General features: G+C 67.5%; 9 protein-coding genes. 5 read left to right on the plus strand and 4 right to left on the minus strand.

Features of this window, described 5'->3' with window-relative positions:
- The first annotated feature begins 47 nt into the window (after window positions 1-47).
- Both QME71_08855 and QME71_08860 read left to right on the plus strand, forming a co-directional pair.
- Window positions 48-2,087 carry an acyltransferase family protein gene (locus QME71_08855; protein ID MDI6858408.1) on the plus strand — a complete coding sequence of 680 codons (2,040 nt, stop codon included), beginning with the start codon at window positions 48-50 and terminating at the stop codon, window positions 2,085-2,087.
- Between the two features lie 70 nt (window positions 2,088-2,157).
- Window positions 2,158-4,980, plus strand: coding sequence for a glycoside hydrolase family 3 N-terminal domain-containing protein (locus QME71_08860; GenBank protein ID MDI6858409.1), 2,823 nt, complete (start codon window positions 2,158-2,160; stop codon window positions 4,978-4,980).
- 22 nt (window positions 4,981-5,002) lie between these two features.
- Here the strand turns inward: QME71_08860 and QME71_08865 are convergent, their stop codons facing one another.
- Together QME71_08865 and QME71_08870 are read right to left on the minus strand one after the other, a co-directional pair.
- The gene (locus QME71_08865; GenBank protein ID MDI6858410.1) at window positions 5,003-5,764 is read right to left on the minus strand and encodes an SDR family NAD(P)-dependent oxidoreductase; all 762 of its coding nucleotides are present in this window, start codon (window positions 5,762-5,764) and stop codon (window positions 5,003-5,005) included.
- Window positions 5,765-5,766: 2 nt separating this feature from the next.
- Complete coding sequence (locus QME71_08870; GenBank protein MDI6858411.1) at window positions 5,767-6,600, minus strand: enoyl-CoA hydratase-related protein; 834 nt, start codon at window positions 6,598-6,600, stop codon at window positions 5,767-5,769.
- A gap of 181 nt (window positions 6,601-6,781) precedes the next feature.
- Here QME71_08870 and QME71_08875 point away from each other — a divergent pair, with 181 nt between their 5' ends.
- Together QME71_08875 and QME71_08880 are read left to right on the plus strand one after the other, a co-directional pair.
- Complete coding sequence (locus tag QME71_08875; GenBank protein MDI6858412.1) at window positions 6,782-8,005, plus strand: GNAT family N-acetyltransferase; 1,224 nt, start codon at window positions 6,782-6,784, stop codon at window positions 8,003-8,005.
- A gap of 119 nt (window positions 8,006-8,124) precedes the next feature.
- Complete coding sequence (locus tag QME71_08880) at window positions 8,125-9,348, plus strand: GNAT family N-acetyltransferase (GenBank protein MDI6858413.1); 1,224 nt, start codon at window positions 8,125-8,127, stop codon at window positions 9,346-9,348.
- A gap of 3 nt (window positions 9,349-9,351) precedes the next feature.
- Here QME71_08880 and QME71_08885 read toward each other — a convergent pair whose 3' ends face one another.
- Together QME71_08885 and QME71_08890 are read right to left on the minus strand one after the other, a co-directional pair.
- Window positions 9,352-11,922: a TIGR03663 family protein gene (locus QME71_08885; protein ID MDI6858414.1), complete on the minus strand. Its 2,571-nt coding sequence runs from the start codon at window positions 11,920-11,922 to the stop codon at window positions 9,352-9,354.
- Window positions 11,923-11,924: 2 nt separating this feature from the next.
- Window positions 11,925-14,120, minus strand: a complete 2,196-nt coding sequence (locus QME71_08890; protein MDI6858415.1) for a bifunctional glycosyltransferase 87/phosphatase PAP2 family protein — start codon at window positions 14,118-14,120, stop codon at window positions 11,925-11,927.
- 481 nt (window positions 14,121-14,601) lie between these two features.
- Here QME71_08890 and QME71_08895 point away from each other — a divergent pair, with 481 nt between their 5' ends.
- Window positions 14,602-16,653 carry a DUF2723 domain-containing protein gene (locus tag QME71_08895; GenBank protein ID MDI6858416.1) on the plus strand — a complete coding sequence of 684 codons (2,052 nt, stop codon included), beginning with the start codon at window positions 14,602-14,604 and terminating at the stop codon, window positions 16,651-16,653.
- Window positions 16,654-16,678: the final 25 nt, after the last annotated feature.

Here is a 16,678-nt window from a genome sequence, read left to right on the forward strand (position 1 = left end):
AATCGGCCGGCATATAGGTTGACCGGGCGCCGATAACGAGAGTAAAGTTGCGTTGTCCGCTGAGACGACTTCTACGGGCGATCATGGGCCAGCCGCGATCAACCGCGACCCCGAGACCCGAGACTAAGCAGGCGACCCGTCACGCCCTCGCCTATCAGCCTGCCCTCGATGGCATCCGCGCCCTCGCCGTCGCCGCCGTCCTCGCTTATCACGCCGGGCTTCCCTGGGCCCGCGGCGGCTTCCTCGGCGTCGATGCCTTCTTCGTGCTGAGCGGATACCTTATCACCACCCTCCTGCTCATCGAGCACCGGGCCCGCGGGCGCATCGACCTGATCGCCTTCTGGGGCAGGCGGGCGCGGCGTCTCTTGCCGGCGCTCTTCCTCATGCTCTGCGGCGTCGCCGTGTATGCGGTCGCTTTCGCCGGGAGCGAAGAACTCGCGAGGCTGCGGGCCGACGCCCTCGCCACGATTGGTTACGTCGCCAACTGGCGGCCCGTCTTTGCCGGCGAGTCGTATTTCGAGCAGTTCGCGGTGCCCTCTCCGTTGCGCCACACATGGTCGCTGGCGATCGAGGAGCAATGGTACCTTGTCTGGCCGCCGCTTCTGTTGGGGCTCCTTTGGCTCCGCAAAGGGCGCGGTCTCCTTCTGCTCGCGCCCCTCGCGCTGCTTTGCGCTTCGGCGATCCTGATGGCCGCGCTCCACGACCCTGCGGACCTGTCGCGCGTCTACTACGGCACCGATACGCGGGCGCAATCGCTGCTGGTGGGCGCCGTCCTCGCCGTGTGCCTTGCAAACGGAAGCGCGCTTCGTCCCTTCCCCCGTTATGCGCTGGAGGGGCTGGCCGTTGTCTGCGTCGCCTTCCTCGCCTGGAACTGGGCGACGCTAACGGGCGCAAGCGAATCGCTGTACCGGGGCGGATTTCTCCTGCTGGCGGCCGCGGTAGCCGTCGTTATCGTCGCCTCCGTGCAGCCACGGGGGATCATCCGCAGTGCCCTGTCGTTCGCGCCCCTCCGCGGCCTCGGTATCATCTCCTACGGCGTTTACCTCTGGCACTGGCCGGTGTACCTCATGCTCACGCCGGAGCGAACGGGCTGGGACGGCTATCCGCTGTTCGCGATGCGCGTCGGACTGACGCTGGCGGTCTCCATCGCTTCCTATCTTCTCATCGAGCGGCCGCTGCGGCGCGCGTCCGTCTGGCGGTGGCGGCCGTCGTGGGCGCTGGCGCCCGCGGGTGCAGCCGCCGTAACGGTTGCCGTATTGCTGGTGACTGCTCCCCGTCCGCCGGCCCCCGTTCTCTCCGTGTCCGCCTCCATCGGCGAGCCGCTGCCCCCGGTTCCCGCTCCCCTGGGGGCGACCGAGGGCTCGCCGCCGGCCCTGCGGGTGCTGTTCGTCGGCGATTCTGTGGGCGCGACCCTCGGCCGCGGGCTGGACCGAAGGGAGGCGCAGGAAAACATGCTCGTCTGGAACAAATCGGTGCTGGGCTGCGGCTTTGCCCGCTCGGACGAGCTGCTCATCGAGAGCGTCTGGCGGCCGACGCGCCCCGCCTGCTGGGAGTGGTGGAACGACTGGCCCTCCGTTGTCGAGCGCTTCAGGCCCGACGTCGTAGTGCTCCTCTTCGGCGCCTGGGACGTCTTCGATCTCAGGTACGGGGGGCAGACCTTCGATTTCAAGACGCCGGAGGCCGACGCCTACCTTGTGGCGGAGCTATCCCACGCCATCGACCTGTTCTCTGCTCAGGGCGCGAAGGTCGTGGTGCTGACGGCGCCTTATTATGAAGCGCGCGACCTTGGCCTCGGCATCGCGTACGATAACGACCGCTTCGACTCCGCGAACGTCGATCACCTCAACGCGCTCTTCCGGGAGGCGGCGCGGCAGTGGCCTCGCCGGGCAGAGCTCATCGACCTCAACGCTTTCCTGTTGTCAGCAGGCTACACGGTGAACGACAGCGACATGCTCGTCGACGGCGTCCACTTTTCGGACGCGGGGGCGGAGTTCGTCGCCGCCTGGCTGATGCCTCAGCTCAGGGCGATGCAGGAAGCGGGAGCGAGCGCCGCCCGCGACGACGCGGCTGTCGGACGCGGCGGCTAACAGCCATCGTCTGCCCGGACGCGTCTCATCCTCTTTTGCGACATGCGTCCGAACGTCTATACTCCCCCTCATGAGACCCCTTCTGCTCGCGATCCTGCTCTCCCTCGCTGCGCTCTTCGGAGGCCACTCCGCAGAGGCGGACGCCACCCGGCAGGACGCACCTGAGCTGGCGGAAAAGCTGGCCCGATCGCTGGGCCCGCGCGAGAAGATAGAACAGCTCTTCATCGCGGGCGTCCAGGGGCCGGAGCTGAACGATGAGGCCCGACGGTTCATCGCTGAACACAAGATTGGCGGCGTATACCTCGCCCGCGAGACCTGCAACGTCGTCAACGGCACGCGTCACGATCCCGCTCATTGCGGCTTCCCCGAAGAGAGCGACCCCGATACGCCGGCGCAGGTCGCGGCGCTGACTCAGCAGTTGCAGCAGGCCTCCTGTGACGCGACGCGGGGCGAGATCGACGGCGTGCCCTACTGCCTGCCCATGTTCATCACCATCGACCACGAGGGCGACGACCGGCCGGCGACCCGCCTCATCAACCGCTTCACGCCCATCCCCAGCAACATGGCCGTCGGCGCCACGTTCGACCCGGCGCAGGCGGAAGCGATCGGCTGCATCGTGGGCCAGGAACTTGCCGCCGTTGGCGTCAACATGCTGTTCGGGCCCGACCTCGACGTGCTCGACTCACCCCGCTCGGGCGGGCCCGGCGACCAGGGGATCCGCGTGTTCGGCGGCGACGCGCGCTGGGTGGGCGAGATGGGCGAGGCGTACGTGCGGGGCATCCAGCGCTGCGGCGAAGGAAAGCTGGCGGCAATTGCCAAGCACTTCCCCGGGCACGGCAGGAGCACGCGCTGGGTGGATTACGAAGACATACCCGTCGTCGTCGGGAAGAACCTTCAGGTGCTGGCGCAGGTCGACCTGCTGCCCTTCGCCGTTGTCTCAGGGGGCGAGCCAGGCGAGGAGGGCATCGCCGACGGAATCATGAACTCGCATCTGAGCTATCCCGAGGTTCCGGGGTGCGAGGCGGGCATCCCCGTCACGTTCAGTCCCGCCTGCATGCAAACGTTCTTCGCCCTTGCTCCCTTCAGCGAATGGCGGGAGAGCGGCGGCATCACCGTCGCCGATGACCTGGCCTCGGGCGCGGTGCAGTCGTACGCGCAGGAGAAGTACGGCACGTTCCGCCAGGCCGATATCGCCCTCGAAGCGCTGATGGCGGGCAACGACCTCCTGCCGGTCATCCGTCCCTGGCAGTGGTCGGACCTCAAAGCGACGGTCGATTACCTGGTGAGCCGCTACGAGGGGGACGAGAAAGTGAAGGCCCGCGTCGACGACGCCGTGCTCCGCGTCCTTCGCCTCAAAGAGCGGCTCTACGGGAGCCTGGACCCGACTAGCGTGACGGCGTCCCTCTGGTACGAGGACGAGGTCGGCCGTTCGGAGAGCGCTCTGCAAGTGAACTCACTCGTGGAGAAGGCGCTCACCTTCATCAAGCCGGCGACCCTCGACGAGGCGCTCGCGAACGTCCCCGCGCCCACCGCCGCCGAGCAAGTGCTCTTCGTCGAGTGCTGGGACGACGCCTCCTGCTCCACGCCCACGGCGGAGGAGGGCTATCCGCCGTTGTGGCCGCGGGGAACCCTCGCCCGCCTCGCCACGGAGATGTTCCCCGGCCGCGTGTCGGAGGAGCGTCTCGGCACCATCAGCTTCAGCGAGCTGGGATCGGTGCTCACGGGCAGCGCCGATGGGGAAGTGAGGCGGATGGTGGAAGAAGCCGACTGGCTTGTCTTTGCCTTCCTCGAGCGCGACCCCAGCCGTTACCCCGCCTCCGATGTGCTGAAGGACTTCCTGGGAAGGGGCTCCAGCCTGTTCGACCTCAGGAGCAAGAAGACCGTAGTCTTCGCTTACAACTCGCCGTACCATCTCGACGCCGGCGAGCTCCGAAACGTCACCCTCTTTGTCGCCGCCTACAGCAAGATCGAGCCTTCGCTGCGGGCTTCGCTGAAGCTCCTCTTTCACGACCCGACCATCTTCCACGACGGCGGCGCCGGCGGCAGGCTCCCCGTCGACTACATCTACGGCGACTACGTGCTGCATGACCTGAGCGAGATGGTGAAAGCGGACCCTGCGCAGTCGCTGGAGACCGCGGTGGAGCCGCCGCAACCGACGGCCGGGCACGAGTTCCAGGTCTCCCTCCGGAAGCCGCTGCTCGCCGTCAACGGGCACCGCGTTCCGGACGGCACGCAGGTAATCTTCGCGCTGGAACCGGCGGACGGCGCGGTGCAGAGTGTTGCCGCCAAGACGGACGACGGTCTCGCGGCCGCCCGGATGACCATCTCGGACGCCGGGCCCGCGAAGCTGTCCATCCGCAGCGAGGGTCTGCTCTGGACGCGCGAGGAGCCCGTCGAGGTGCTGGCGGAAGGGCTGCCGACGGAGCAGCCGTCGGAAGGAGGGGGCGTGGGCGCTACCCTCATCGCCATCGCGTCGCTGGCGGGGGCCGTCTCGGTGGCGGGGGCCTTCACGCTGGTCCTGCGACGACGCCGTCGCGCCGCGCAGCCGGTCTTCGCCGGCCCGGCGCCTGCGGCGGAATCGGCGCCGGTAGCAATCCCCGAGCTCAATCTCGATACCGTCAACCAGCGCGTCTTCGTCAGCGGAAAAGAGATGTCGCCGCCGCTCTCACGCGAGCAGTACGCGTTCCTGGAGTACCTCTACCAGAACGTTGGGAAGCTGTGCCTGCGCGACGACATTATCAACCACGTTTGGCCGGAGGTCCACGCCGCCGGCGTCTCCGATGAGGCGCTCGACGCGCTGGTGCACCGCGTGCGCGAGCGGCTGCGGGCCGCCGGCGCCTCCAACGTGCTCATCGTCACCGTCAGGGGGCGCGGCTTCCGCCTCGACCTCTGACCGCGCGCGCTCGCGCAGTCTCCTAGCCGCGCACGTAGGCGCCGCCGCTGATGCAGAAGACCTCTCCCGTGATGAAGCTCGACCTGTCAGTCGCCAGGAACATCACCAGATCGGCCACGTCCTCCGGCTTGCCGAGCCGCCCGAGGAGCGAGCGCCGCTTCCAGCCCTCGAAGTACTCCGGCGCGTAAATGCGGTCGAGGAACGGGTTGTGAATGAGGCCGGGGGCGATTGCGTTCGCCCTGATGCCGTATTTCCCCGCCTCCGCCGCTACGGCCCGTGTGAACGCCATCACGCCTGCCTTGGCGGCGCAATAGTGGGCCTCGCCCTCATCCGACGCCATCCAGCCGACGGACGAAGCGAGGTTGACGATGGCCCCCTTCTTGCGCTCGATCATCGCCGGCAGCACGGCGCGCGTGCAGCGGAAGGTGCCCGTCAGGTTCACGCCGATGATGAGCTCCCACGTTTCGTCGCTCATCTCCCAGACCGGCTCGAGACGGTTGATCCCCGCATTGTTGACGAGGATGTCGATGCGGCCGTAGCGCTCGAGCGCCGTCTTCACCGCCTGCGCGACCTGCTCGCTGTTCCTCACGTCGACCTCCAGCGCGAGGAAGTCGCGCCCGTAGTCGCTGGCCATCGCCTGCGCCAGCTCTTGCACGCGGCGCGCGTGGGCGTCGGTGAGGACCACGTCCGCGCCTTCGGCAGCGAAGCGGCGCGCCACCGCCTGTCCGATGCCCGCGCCCGCCGCCGCCGTGACGATCGCTACCTGTCCTTCCAGCTCGCCCATGTTCAGCCTCCCTTCGGAGTGTAGACGCCGCCCTTGCGCGGGAACTTGCGGTAGTCGGGCTCGCGCCGCTCGAGGAAAGCGTTCTTGCCCTCGTCCGCTTCACCGCTCTGGAAGAAGTCGGGCGCGAACTCGCCCACCCAATCGCGCAGCGAACCTTCCCGGAGCGGGTCGTAGACGGAGCGGAAGGTGGCCTTGACGATCTTCAGACAGCTCGGGCTCTTCGCCATCAGCTCCTCGCACCACTGGTCGACCTCTTCGTCCAGCTTGTCGAACGGCACGACCTTGTTGACCAGCCCCATCGCCAGCGCCTCCTGCGCCGTGTACGGGCGGCAGAGCATCCACATCTCGCGCGCCTTCTTGTGTCCGACGACCCACGTCAGGAAGGACACCCAGTGCCCTGAGGCCGGGCTCCCCACGCGCGGCCCGACCTGCCGAAAGGTGGCGTTCTCGGCGGCGATGCTGAGGTCGCAGAAATAGGCGAGATGGTTGCCGCCGCCGACCGCGTGCCCGTTGATCCGCGCGATAACCGGCTTAAGAAAGTCCTCGATACCGGCGTGCGGATCGAAGTCGGGGTCGCCCCACCGGTCTTCCTGCTGGACCTCCGCCAGCCACTTCACGTCGCCGCCGGCGCAGAACGCGCGGTCGCCGGCGCCCGTGATGACGAGGACGCCCACGGAATCGTCGGCGTTGGCGTCGTCCACCGCTTGTCGCATCTCGGCCAGCGTCTCGCCCGTGAACGAGTTCATGGCCTGCGGTCGGTTAATCGTGATCCAGGCTGCCCCCTGTACGCGGTGGTGCTTCTGATAGATGATGTCCTTAAATTGGAACGATGTCACTCCGGGCACCTCCTTTTGTGTTCGATGGAGCACGGCGATTATAAGTCCGCGCCCCGCTGCTCAACAACGGTCGACGGCGGCGTCCGGCGCGGCGGCGTGACGCGAGAAGCGCGCCATCGGAAGCACGACGGGACTGCTGCTATAATGGCCGTCGTTGGAGCAAAGCCGGGAAAGGGAGCTTATGGACTTCGAGGTACGACCTGTCCGCGATGATGAGATAGAAGAGTTTGTGTACATCAACGCCTACGCCTTCGACCGCGACCGCGGCCCCGCCGCTATCGAGGAGGCCGCCGCCCGCGAACGCGAGTGGTACAAGCCGGAATCGAGGCTGGCGGTCTTCGTCGACGGCCGGATGGTCGCCAGGATGCACCTTCTCCCTTTCGACATGTACCTCAACGGCGGCGCGGTGCGTACGGGCGGGATAGGAGGCGTCGGCGTCCTTCCCGAGTACCGACGCCGCGGTCTCACCGCCGCCCTGCTGCAGCGCGGCCTGAATGACATGCGCGAGTCCGGACAGGTAATCTCCGCGCTCTACCCTCTTCACTACGAGCTGTACCGGCGCTACGGCTGGGAAATCGTCTCCGCGTCCGTCCGCTACTCTTTTAGTCCCGATGACGTCCACGTCGCGCGTCCCGCCCCCGGGGAATGCCGCCGCGTCACCGCGGATGAATGGCCGGCGCTCGATGCCGTATACAGGGAGTACGCCGCCAATCACAACGGGTCGCTGGCCCGCGACGAGTTCTGGTGGCGCGAGGCGGTATTCGGGAGCGGGCGTGATTCGCGCGACGTCGCCGTCTGGGAGCTGGACGGCGCGATGAGGGGCTACGTCGCCTACGGCACGCGCAGCTTCTCGCTCCCCGAACGCTTCATGCCGGCCTCTACCCTGTGGGTGCGGGAGCTGGTAGCCCTTAACGGCGATTCCTACGCCGGACTCGTCGGCTACCTCCTCCACCATGACCTGCAGGAGCGAATAGAGTGGACGTCCTCTCCGGAGGAGCCGCTGCTCTACATCCTGAACGATCCGTCGAAGGTGAAGACGGAGATAGGGTGGCCGCAGATGGCCCTCCGCCTCGTCGACGTGCCGCGGGCGCTGGAGGCGCGGCCCTGTCTCCCCGTCGCCGACGGCGCCCGGCTGACCATGGCGGTCCGAGACGTGGTTGCCGGCTGGAACGAGGGCACGTGGCGGCTGGAAGTGACCGGCGGACAGCTACGCGCCGAGCCGGCAGCATCGACGGCCGACCTGACGGTGGAAGTAGGGACGCTCGCCGCCCTCTACGCCGGACGCCTGTCCGTGCGGGAAGCGGCCAGGGCGGGACTCCTCGAAGCGCGCGGCGAGCAGGCGCTGGAACAGGCCGGAAACATCTTCGCCGTCGGGTCTTCCTTCCGCTGCCTCGACTGGTTCTAACGCCGCTCCCGCCGTCTCGCTCCTCGAAGCGGAAGACAAGATGTGTCTCTGCGTCAACGCCGCTGTTCCCTTCCCGCCTTAGAATGATCGTGTGAGGCGGGTGAGTGGAGGTGGACGCAATGGACGCGAGAATACGCCCCATCCACGAAGAGGAGACCGACGAGTTTGTCTACATCAACGCTTACGGCTTCGACCGCGACCGCAGCCCGGAAGCTCTCGCCGAAGCGGCCGCTCTCGAGCGCAGGCTGTACCCGCCGGAATCGAAATTCGCCGCATTCCTCGATGGGCGCATGGTGGCGCGGATGCACCTCTTTCCCGCCGGTGTCTACCTGAACGGCGGAGTGGTCCCCATGGGCGCAATCGGCGGCATTGCTGTCCTGCCCGAGCACCGGCGACGGGGACTGACCGCAGCCCTGCTGCTACACGCGCTGAACGAGATGCGCGGCCGCGGGCAGGCCGTCTCCGCCCTCTACCCGATGCACTACGATCTGTACCGGCGTTATGGGTGGGAGGTCGTGTCCGACTCCGTGCGCTACTCCTTCCCTCCTAGGCGGACGCGCGTGGCGCGCTGCGCCGCCGGCTCTTGCCGCCGCGCCGCCGCGGACGAGTGGCCTGCGCTCGATGCCGTGTACGCGCGGTACGCAGCGCGACATAACGGCTGCCTCACGCGCGAAGAGCCCTGGTGGCGGGAGACGGTGCTGGGCGGCGGCCACGAGGCGCGCGACCTCGCCCTGTGGGAGATCGACGGCGCGGTCACGGGCTACGTCGTCTACCGTAGCCGCCACTTCCCCGTCCCGGAGCGCTACCAGCCGATGTCCGTTCTCCAGGTCCGCGAGCTGGTCGCCCTCGACGGCGACTCCTACGCCGGGCTGCTGGGCTTCGTGCTCCACCACGATCTGCACGACCGGGTGGACTGGCCTTCTTCCCGCCAGGAGCCGCTGCCGTACGTGATTGACGACGCCTCGAAGGTCAAGGTGGAGAACGGTTGGCCGCAGACCGCGCTCCGCCTCGTCGACGTGCGGCGGGCCCTGGAAGCGAGGCCGTGCCTCCCCATCGCCGAGGGCTGCCGACTCACAATCGGCGTGCGAGACGCCGCTGCCGGCTGGAACGAGGGCGCGTGGCGGCTGGAGGCGTTCGAGGGTAGGGCGAGGGTAGAGCCGACGGCAGCCGAACCCGACCTCACGGTCGAGGTGGGCGCGCTGGCGGCGGTCTACGCCGGGCGCCTGCCGGTGGGAGAGGCGGCGAGGGCGGGACTGATTGAAGTGCGCGACGAGCGGGCGCTGGATGTTGCCTCAAACTTTTTCGCCGTCAGCTCCCCGTTTCACTGCCTCGACTGGTTCTAGCGCCTAGCGCTCCTTGTGGATAGTTGACGAGAGGACCTCGCTCACGCGGTCGTCGCGGGGGAAGTAGGCGACGGCGTCGACGGCGGGCAGGCCGCCGGGCGGCGTCCGGTCGATGAAGTAGCGCGCCCAGTTGTCCCAGCAATCCAGGTCGAAGAGCTGGCGCAGGATGTCGGCGGAGCTGAAGCCGCGGTACTCCTCCGGGAACCACCAGCGGTGATGGTAGCGCAGCTCCTCGCCGAACAGCGCCGGGTCGGCCACGACGTCCGCCCGGTTGCGCCAGCTAACGAGCGCCACGCTGCCGGACGGCGGCTCGATCTTCCCGTCCTCCACAAACGTCAGGTTCTCGTACTTGCGCAGGTACCAGGCCCACGGCCAGTTGAAGCTGTCGCGGGCGTCGATCACTATCGGCAGCTCCGTCCCTTGCCCTGAGATGGCGGCGATTCTGTCAATCGCATCGCGCACCAGCAGAATGTCCGGCGACGGTTGTACGTATGCCAGCAGTTCGACCGGCGTGTCCCCGCGGTCGCGCGAAGCCAGCGTGTCGCTGTTTTCCAGCAGGCCGGGGTGCCCCCAGCTCGAGAGGACGCCGGCGCGCACCGTCAGAACGAGCAGCCCGGCCGCCACCGCCACTGTCGCCACGCGGGCCGCCGTCGCCGCGTTCGCCTTGAGCGCCGACCAGGCAACGAGCGCGAGCGTCGCCGCCAGCAGGCACGAGCCCGCGAACGTTCCGCTTCCGCCCCTCCATACGAGGAAGGCGATGGCAGCGGAAGCGCCCGCCAACGCCGATGCCGGCAGGAGCCAGCGGCCCGGCGCCGGTATCGATGGGTGGACCTCGATGCCGGCGAGGAGATCGCCGAGCGTCTTCCCCGCAAGGATGCACAGCGGCAGCGCGATGTGGACGTTCAGCCAGGGCATCTTCTCGCCAGCCAGCGTGAAGGCGAAGAGCGCCGCCAGCGTCCAGTAGAAGAGGAATCGCGTTAGAGAAGCCATCGGCAGGACGAGGAACACAGCGGTGACCGCGAGGAAGCCCACTTGCATCCGATACGCTCCCAACAAGGGCACCGATTCGCCGACGAGCGCCAGCGCCAGCACGGCTGCCAGCGCCGCCGCCGCGATCAGCTTGTGCCGTCGCTCTCCGCGGACGACGTAGACGAGCGCCGCCCCCAGCGCGAAGCACAGCGGCAGGAACTCGTACACCGGCAGCAACATGAAGTAGTAGTACGAAGGCTGGTCGCCGAGGCGCGCCCCCTGCTGTCCCAGCCAGTAATCGAGCGAGCCCCAGGCGCCGGACCAGAAGCCGTCGGCGTTGGTGAAGAACGACGTGTAAAGCGAGATCAAGATCGTGTAGAAGAGGGCGGAGCATATCATCCAGACGCGCCAGCGCCAGAGAAAGCCGACAATGAACGAGGCGGCGATCAGCAGAAGCACCGTCGTCCGCATCACCGCCAGCTCCGCCGGGACGTCATACCCTCTGTCGCCGACGAAGGGCAGGCTTTCCACCGTCGCCGCCAGCAGCGGCAGCGACAGGCAGCCCATGAGCGCGAGCGGATGCCCGGCGCGCGGGAAAACGTGAAGCCCCAGGCGGCGCCGCAGCCCGCCGAGCAACGGCCACAAAGCGACGATGAGCCAGGCCACCGGCAGGAGCAGCGCCCAGGCCGGCAGGCTGCTCGGAAGGGCCTTCGCCGGCTGCTCCGGGCCGGGTGGCTGAGTCTGTGGTCTGGCGGGAGGCACGGCCCCTTCCCCGACCGCCTGTGGACGTGGGCCGGACAGCGCCCGGTACGCCTTCTCGATGCGTCGGGTCTCTGCTTTCGACGGCTTCTTGCGTCCGGCCAGCAGGCGGCGGTAGGCGCGCCGCACGTCGCGGTGTCGCGCCCCTTCCGGCACCCCCAGCACGGCGTAGGGGCTCTCAGTCGGGCCGCTCCCTTGAGGCGGGGACTGCCTCGGCAGCAGCACAGGGCGCCACCCCATCTGGGCCCCCATCTCGCTCGTCACCAGCAGGTCGAGGTAGACGAGGAGGATGCCGACGGTGATGAAAGTGACCTCCTTCGCCGCGAAGCTCAGCGCGAGCAGCGCTGCCGTCAAGTACAGGTAGAGGCGGCGCCCTTCCGCCAGGAAGCGCCAGATACAGATGACGAGTCCAAACGTAAACAGCGCAATGTAGATGTCGTTGCGGGCAAAGCGGCTGAAATAGAGCAGCGTCGGCGAGACAGCGAGCATCAGCGACGTGACAAGCGCACCGACCCTGCCCAGCTGACCGCGGAACAGGAACGGTAGGGCAGCCAGCGCCGCGCCGAAAAGGGCAGGGAGGAGGCGCGCCGTGAAATCGCTGTCACCGAACAGGACGAACACGAGGGCGGTGGCGAAGAACTGGAACGGCCCGTGCGTCAGCGGATTGTGCTCGTAGCCGCGGCCGTCGGCAAGCTGCCAGGCGAACCCAGCGTGCACCGCCTCGTCGCCGTGGAAGGTGCGGGCGTCGAGCTGCCAGAACCGCAGCAGGAGCGCCAGCGCCGCGATCGCAAGGAACAGCGCCACCTCGATGCGTGTCAACGGTAACTTGCCGCCGGGATCGTGCATTCCTACGGGCTCCTTCCCTGCGCGGTCACCCGCTCCTCGGCGACCCTCGCTGTCGCGCCGATCGCCTCGCCGCCCGCCGGCTCCAGGCCTCTTATTCTGGGCCTGACCCTTATGAGGCGGAATAAGGGTGACCACCTATTTCGGGCGAGGTAGTCGCCAATAGGGCAGAGCACTGCATACGCCACGCTCGCGTAGATGACCCCGCCGATGATGTCGACCACGTAGTGGTGCCCCAGATAAACGCTGCTGAAGAACACCGTGAGCGGATACAGGACGACAGGCCAGCCCCGCTTACCCCACAGCCGGCAGGCGAACAGGAAGAAGAGCCAGGGGTAGGCCGCGTGCAGCGACGGCATCGCCGCCACCGAATTCGGGCTCACCTTGTCGTAGAGGAAGGCGGTGTGCGACGACAGGTGGACGATCCTCACCCCCTCGAGATGGCCGTTCGCGCTCGCCCACCACGGCGGCGCCGTCGGCAACAGCAGGTAAGTGATGAAGCCGGCGTACGACAGCAGGAGCAGCGCCGTTATGAACCGCCAGTACTGTCCGCGCCGGTACTGCCAGATGAGCGCCGCGAACGCCAGCGGCACGACGAAGTGCGCCGCGTGCATCAGCGCCGCCGCCGAGTCGTACCAGTGCGTCACCCCTTCATCGGAGAGCCAGCGCTGCAATATCTGCGTCGGGACGCGTCCGAAAAAGAGGAGCCGCTCCAGCGTGATCGGATAATCGATGTGGACGTTCGCCGCGAGGTCGTCGGCGAACCCGCGCAGCGCGTCGTACGACAGCAGCAGCAGGACGAAGGGCGCGAAATCGCGGGCGAACTGCATCCGCCGTCGCCCCCACACGAAGCCGAGCAGCAGCAGCAGGAAGATGACGTCCGGCATCAGGAATGTGTTTCGGACGACGCACGCGGCGACGATAAAGGCGACGTAGGCCGCCTGCAGGATGAGCACAAGATTCACCTCGACGGGCCTGCCGCTCTCCGGCCGGGCGCCCCGCGACGCGGCAACCACCGGCCTTTTCTCCAACGAGACGGCCGCCGCGACGAGCAGCAGCGCCAGTGTCGGCGTGAGAACGTTCACCCCGGCGTCGTCGAGAAGGCGCAACCCCCAGAGCTGCGCGACCCACGTCAACAGCGCCAGCCCAATCCAGAGGTGGAGCCCCTGTCCCGTGCGTCGCGCGAAGGCCACACCCAGGACGACCGCCAGCGCCATCATCGTCAGGTCCTGCATGTAGAGGTGCGGGTTCAGCAGAAGCGACGCCAGAATCAGCGCCGCGCACTGGAGGAGGAAGCGCGGCCTTGCAGGCTCCCACCTGCCCCGCAAGCAGAACAGCGCCCCCAGCAGCGTGACGGCGTCCAGCGTCCAAGTCAGTGTCAGGTGTCCCGCGCTGCCATTGTCCAGGAAGCGGGACGCGAACCCGCTCCACCCGAACATGCCCTGCGGCGTCACGCCCCACTTGCCCTCCCAGCCCATGCTCTCGATGAGAAAGCGCGGGTACTCGAAGACGACCGAGACGCCGGCCACGGCGATAGACACCATGGCGAGACACCAGGCGATGGCGGCAAACGTGGCCAGCGTTTGCCAGCGCCGTTTCCACAGCAGCAGCGCCAGCGGCAGCACGGCCATCTGCGGCTTCACCAGTAGCAGCGCCAGCGCCGCACCGGAGAGAGACTCGCGCCCTTTCATCTGGAAGACGATGAAGAAGAGCCATCCCATCATCATCAGCAGCGAGAGCTGCCCGTGCAGGACACACCAAGTCACGGAGTGCAGCGAGAGGAACCAGAGCCAGAAGAACAGGCGCTGACGGCGGCTCTCCAGGGCGAGCAGCCGCTCCAGAGCCAACGCGGACGCCAGCGCCAGGGCTGTGCAACTGATACCGATGAGTACGGCGGCCCACTCGATGGGGAGGGCGGAAAGCGGCGCGAAGGCGGCGGCGACGAACGGAGGGTTGAAGTAGGCAAGCACGCCTGTCCCGCCCACGCCCCGTCCCATCGACCGCACCTCGGCGTCGGCGACCGTCGGCACGTCGTAGAGCAGCCAGCCGTGGCCCTCGCGCACGAGGCGTCCCGCCGAATAGAAGACGACGTAGTCCTCGTGCGGCCCGCGGGGGCTGCGCCGCTCCTGACGGGCGTGGTACATATCGGCCACGTCCCACCAGGCGAGCATGCCGGCGGTAACGAAGCCGAAGAGGAGCACGGCAAGTATGCAAGTGGCAGCGCGCCGCGACGCTACGACGCGTGAGAGGAGGGAAGACGCCGTGCCGGGACTGCCTCCGGCGAGTTGCCGCTCCTCGGCTGTCGCTCGGGTGAGGTCAGGGGAGTGAGAGGACAGAGCAAAGCCTCCTTACTTTGCGCTCTCCAGAGCTATCGGCCGGTCACGGGACTGCAAAGATAGGCGTTTCCCCTGATTCCGTCCCACCGGCTCCCCATGCATCGGGCGGTCTCCCCATGCGACTTCCCGCATCCGCTTGTCCGCCTTCTATCCCGTTGAGAGGCCATCGACCGTCCGTCGGCAAGCGGTCAGTTATAGGGGAGAAGCCGGCGCGAATAGGTGAAAGGACGCAGGTAGACGCGGCCCGTTCCTGCCGAAGCTGATCAGCGACGTACCCGGCCGCAGGGAAGCAGATCGGCCGACCGCCTCGCGCCAGACGCCGGCGGGACGCTCAGGCTCAGGAGTGATGAGCGCCGTAATCGAGACCGCCGCCGCAGAAGGAGTCCGCGCCCGTCTTTCGCGCGTTCTGCCCGCTACCCTCGTTTCCGCCCGCGCGCGGGACTGGGTGCTTGCCGGCGCGGTCTTCGCCGTCAGCTTCGCTGTCTATAATCTCACGCTCGCTCCCGGCCTCACCTACGCCAGCCTGGACGGCAACGAGCTTGCGACTGTCCCCCATCAACTGGGGCTCCTGCACTCGCCCGGCTACCCGTTCTACACCTGGCTCGGAAAGCTCTTCACGCTTGTGCCCGTCGGCGACGTGGCCTACCGAATGAACCTCATGTCGGCGACGGGAGCTGCCGGCGCGTGCGCATTACTGTATGCCATCGTTGTTCTTCTGGCGAGGAACCGTCCGATCGCGCTTTTCGCCGCCCTTCTCTTCTCGTTCTCGCCGGCGTTGTGGTCGCAGGCCGTCATCACCGAAGTCTACGCGGCGAACGCCTTCATGTTCGCGCTGACCGTTTTCCTGTTCCTGAGATGGGGCGAGCGTCTTCGCCGCGGCATGGGCTCTGGGGGCCGGGACACCGCCGCCCGCTTGCTTTTCTGTGGAGGCTGCCTGGTCTTCGGGCTCAGTCTGGGGACGCACCTCTCGAACCTGGCGCTGGCGCCCGCGCTGGCGGTCTACGTCTTCCTGCTGCGTCGCCTTCGCCCCCTCGACCCGCGGACGCTGCTGGCGGGCGCGGGGCTGTTCGCGCTGGCCGCCTGCCAGTTCGTCTGGCTGCCCCTACGCGCCGACACCCTGAACGATGAGCTGATGCTCCGCTACAAACCGGACGATCCCGGCAGCATCTACGCATACGTGTTCAACGTCTTCTCCGAAGACCGTTTCGCGTTTCCGCTCTCGGCGCTACCCGACAGGCTATCAACTTACGCCGGCCTGGTGAGCGAGAACTTCGGCATCGTCGGCTGCGGGCTGGCGCTTGCCGGAGCGTGGGAGATGCTCCGGCGGCAAAGGAAGGCGTTCTGCTTCCTAGGCATAGCGTACCTGGTGGAGATCGCCTACTTCACGCAGTACAACGTGCCCGATATCGCGGTCTTCTTCATTCCCGCGCACCTGCTGTTCGCAGTGTTCGTCGCGTTCGGCGTCCGCCGGCTTTTCACAGCGACGGCGGGTGTCGTGCCGCGACGCTCCGCGACTCGTGCCGTTTTATCGCTCTCCTTCTGCGCGCTGTTCGCTGTCCCGCTGACGCTCCAGGTCAGCGGCGGCTGGTCGCAAAACGACCGCTCAGGCGATACGACGGTGAAAGACTTCTATCAGGAGGTGATCCGCGCCGTGCCGGAGAACAGCGTCCTGCTCGGCCGGCCCGGCGTTCCCGGCTTCGACCTGTTCCATCACTACTTGACGAGCAACCCGCGCCCGAGCGTCGACATCCCGCAGCTTGAAGCGCCTGATGCCTTTACGGCGGCCGCGCTTGATGGCCGTCCGCTCTACCTTGTGGCGGCGCCCGAGGTAATCAGGCATTCGACGAAGGGGCTGGAGGGGCAGGCGCTCTTGCCGCAGGACCTGTGGTACGTGCCCGTGCTGGCGGCGCCGTCGCGCCATGTCTCCTGGTTGGGTGGACGCCCGCTCACGCTCTATCGGGCCCAGACTGAGCCCCCGCCGTTTGTCCTGGGGGAGGCGCACCCGCAGCACGCGGTCGGCGTGGAGATGGACGGCGTACGCTTCCTCGGCTTTGACATCGATCGAGAGCGGGTGGCCGCGGGCGGTACCCTTCATCTGAGGCTGTACTGGCAGGCCGTCAAGCCGCCCGCGCTCAGCTTTTACAAGGTGTCGCTCGTCCTCGGCGACGCCCGTTTTCGCGAGACGCACACGCTGGGCTTCGGCCTCATCGAGCGGGTGCAGCGGGAGGGACGCTTTTCAGCGGGCTTCACGTTCGTCGAGGATTACCGGCTCGTTGTGGCCTCGGGGTTGTCGGAGGGGAAGCACACGCTGCGTCTCTTGACGTGCGATTTCGGGACGATGGGTTCACGCGAGGAAGCGTCCGTGGACCTCATCGAGATCGACGTAGTCCGGCCGTAGGGTCGCGCAGGACGACATCGGCCGG

This window comes from Dehalococcoidia bacterium, from assembly GCA_030018455.1.
Taxonomy (GTDB): domain Bacteria; phylum Chloroflexota; class Dehalococcoidia; order DSTF01; family JALHUB01; genus JASEFU01.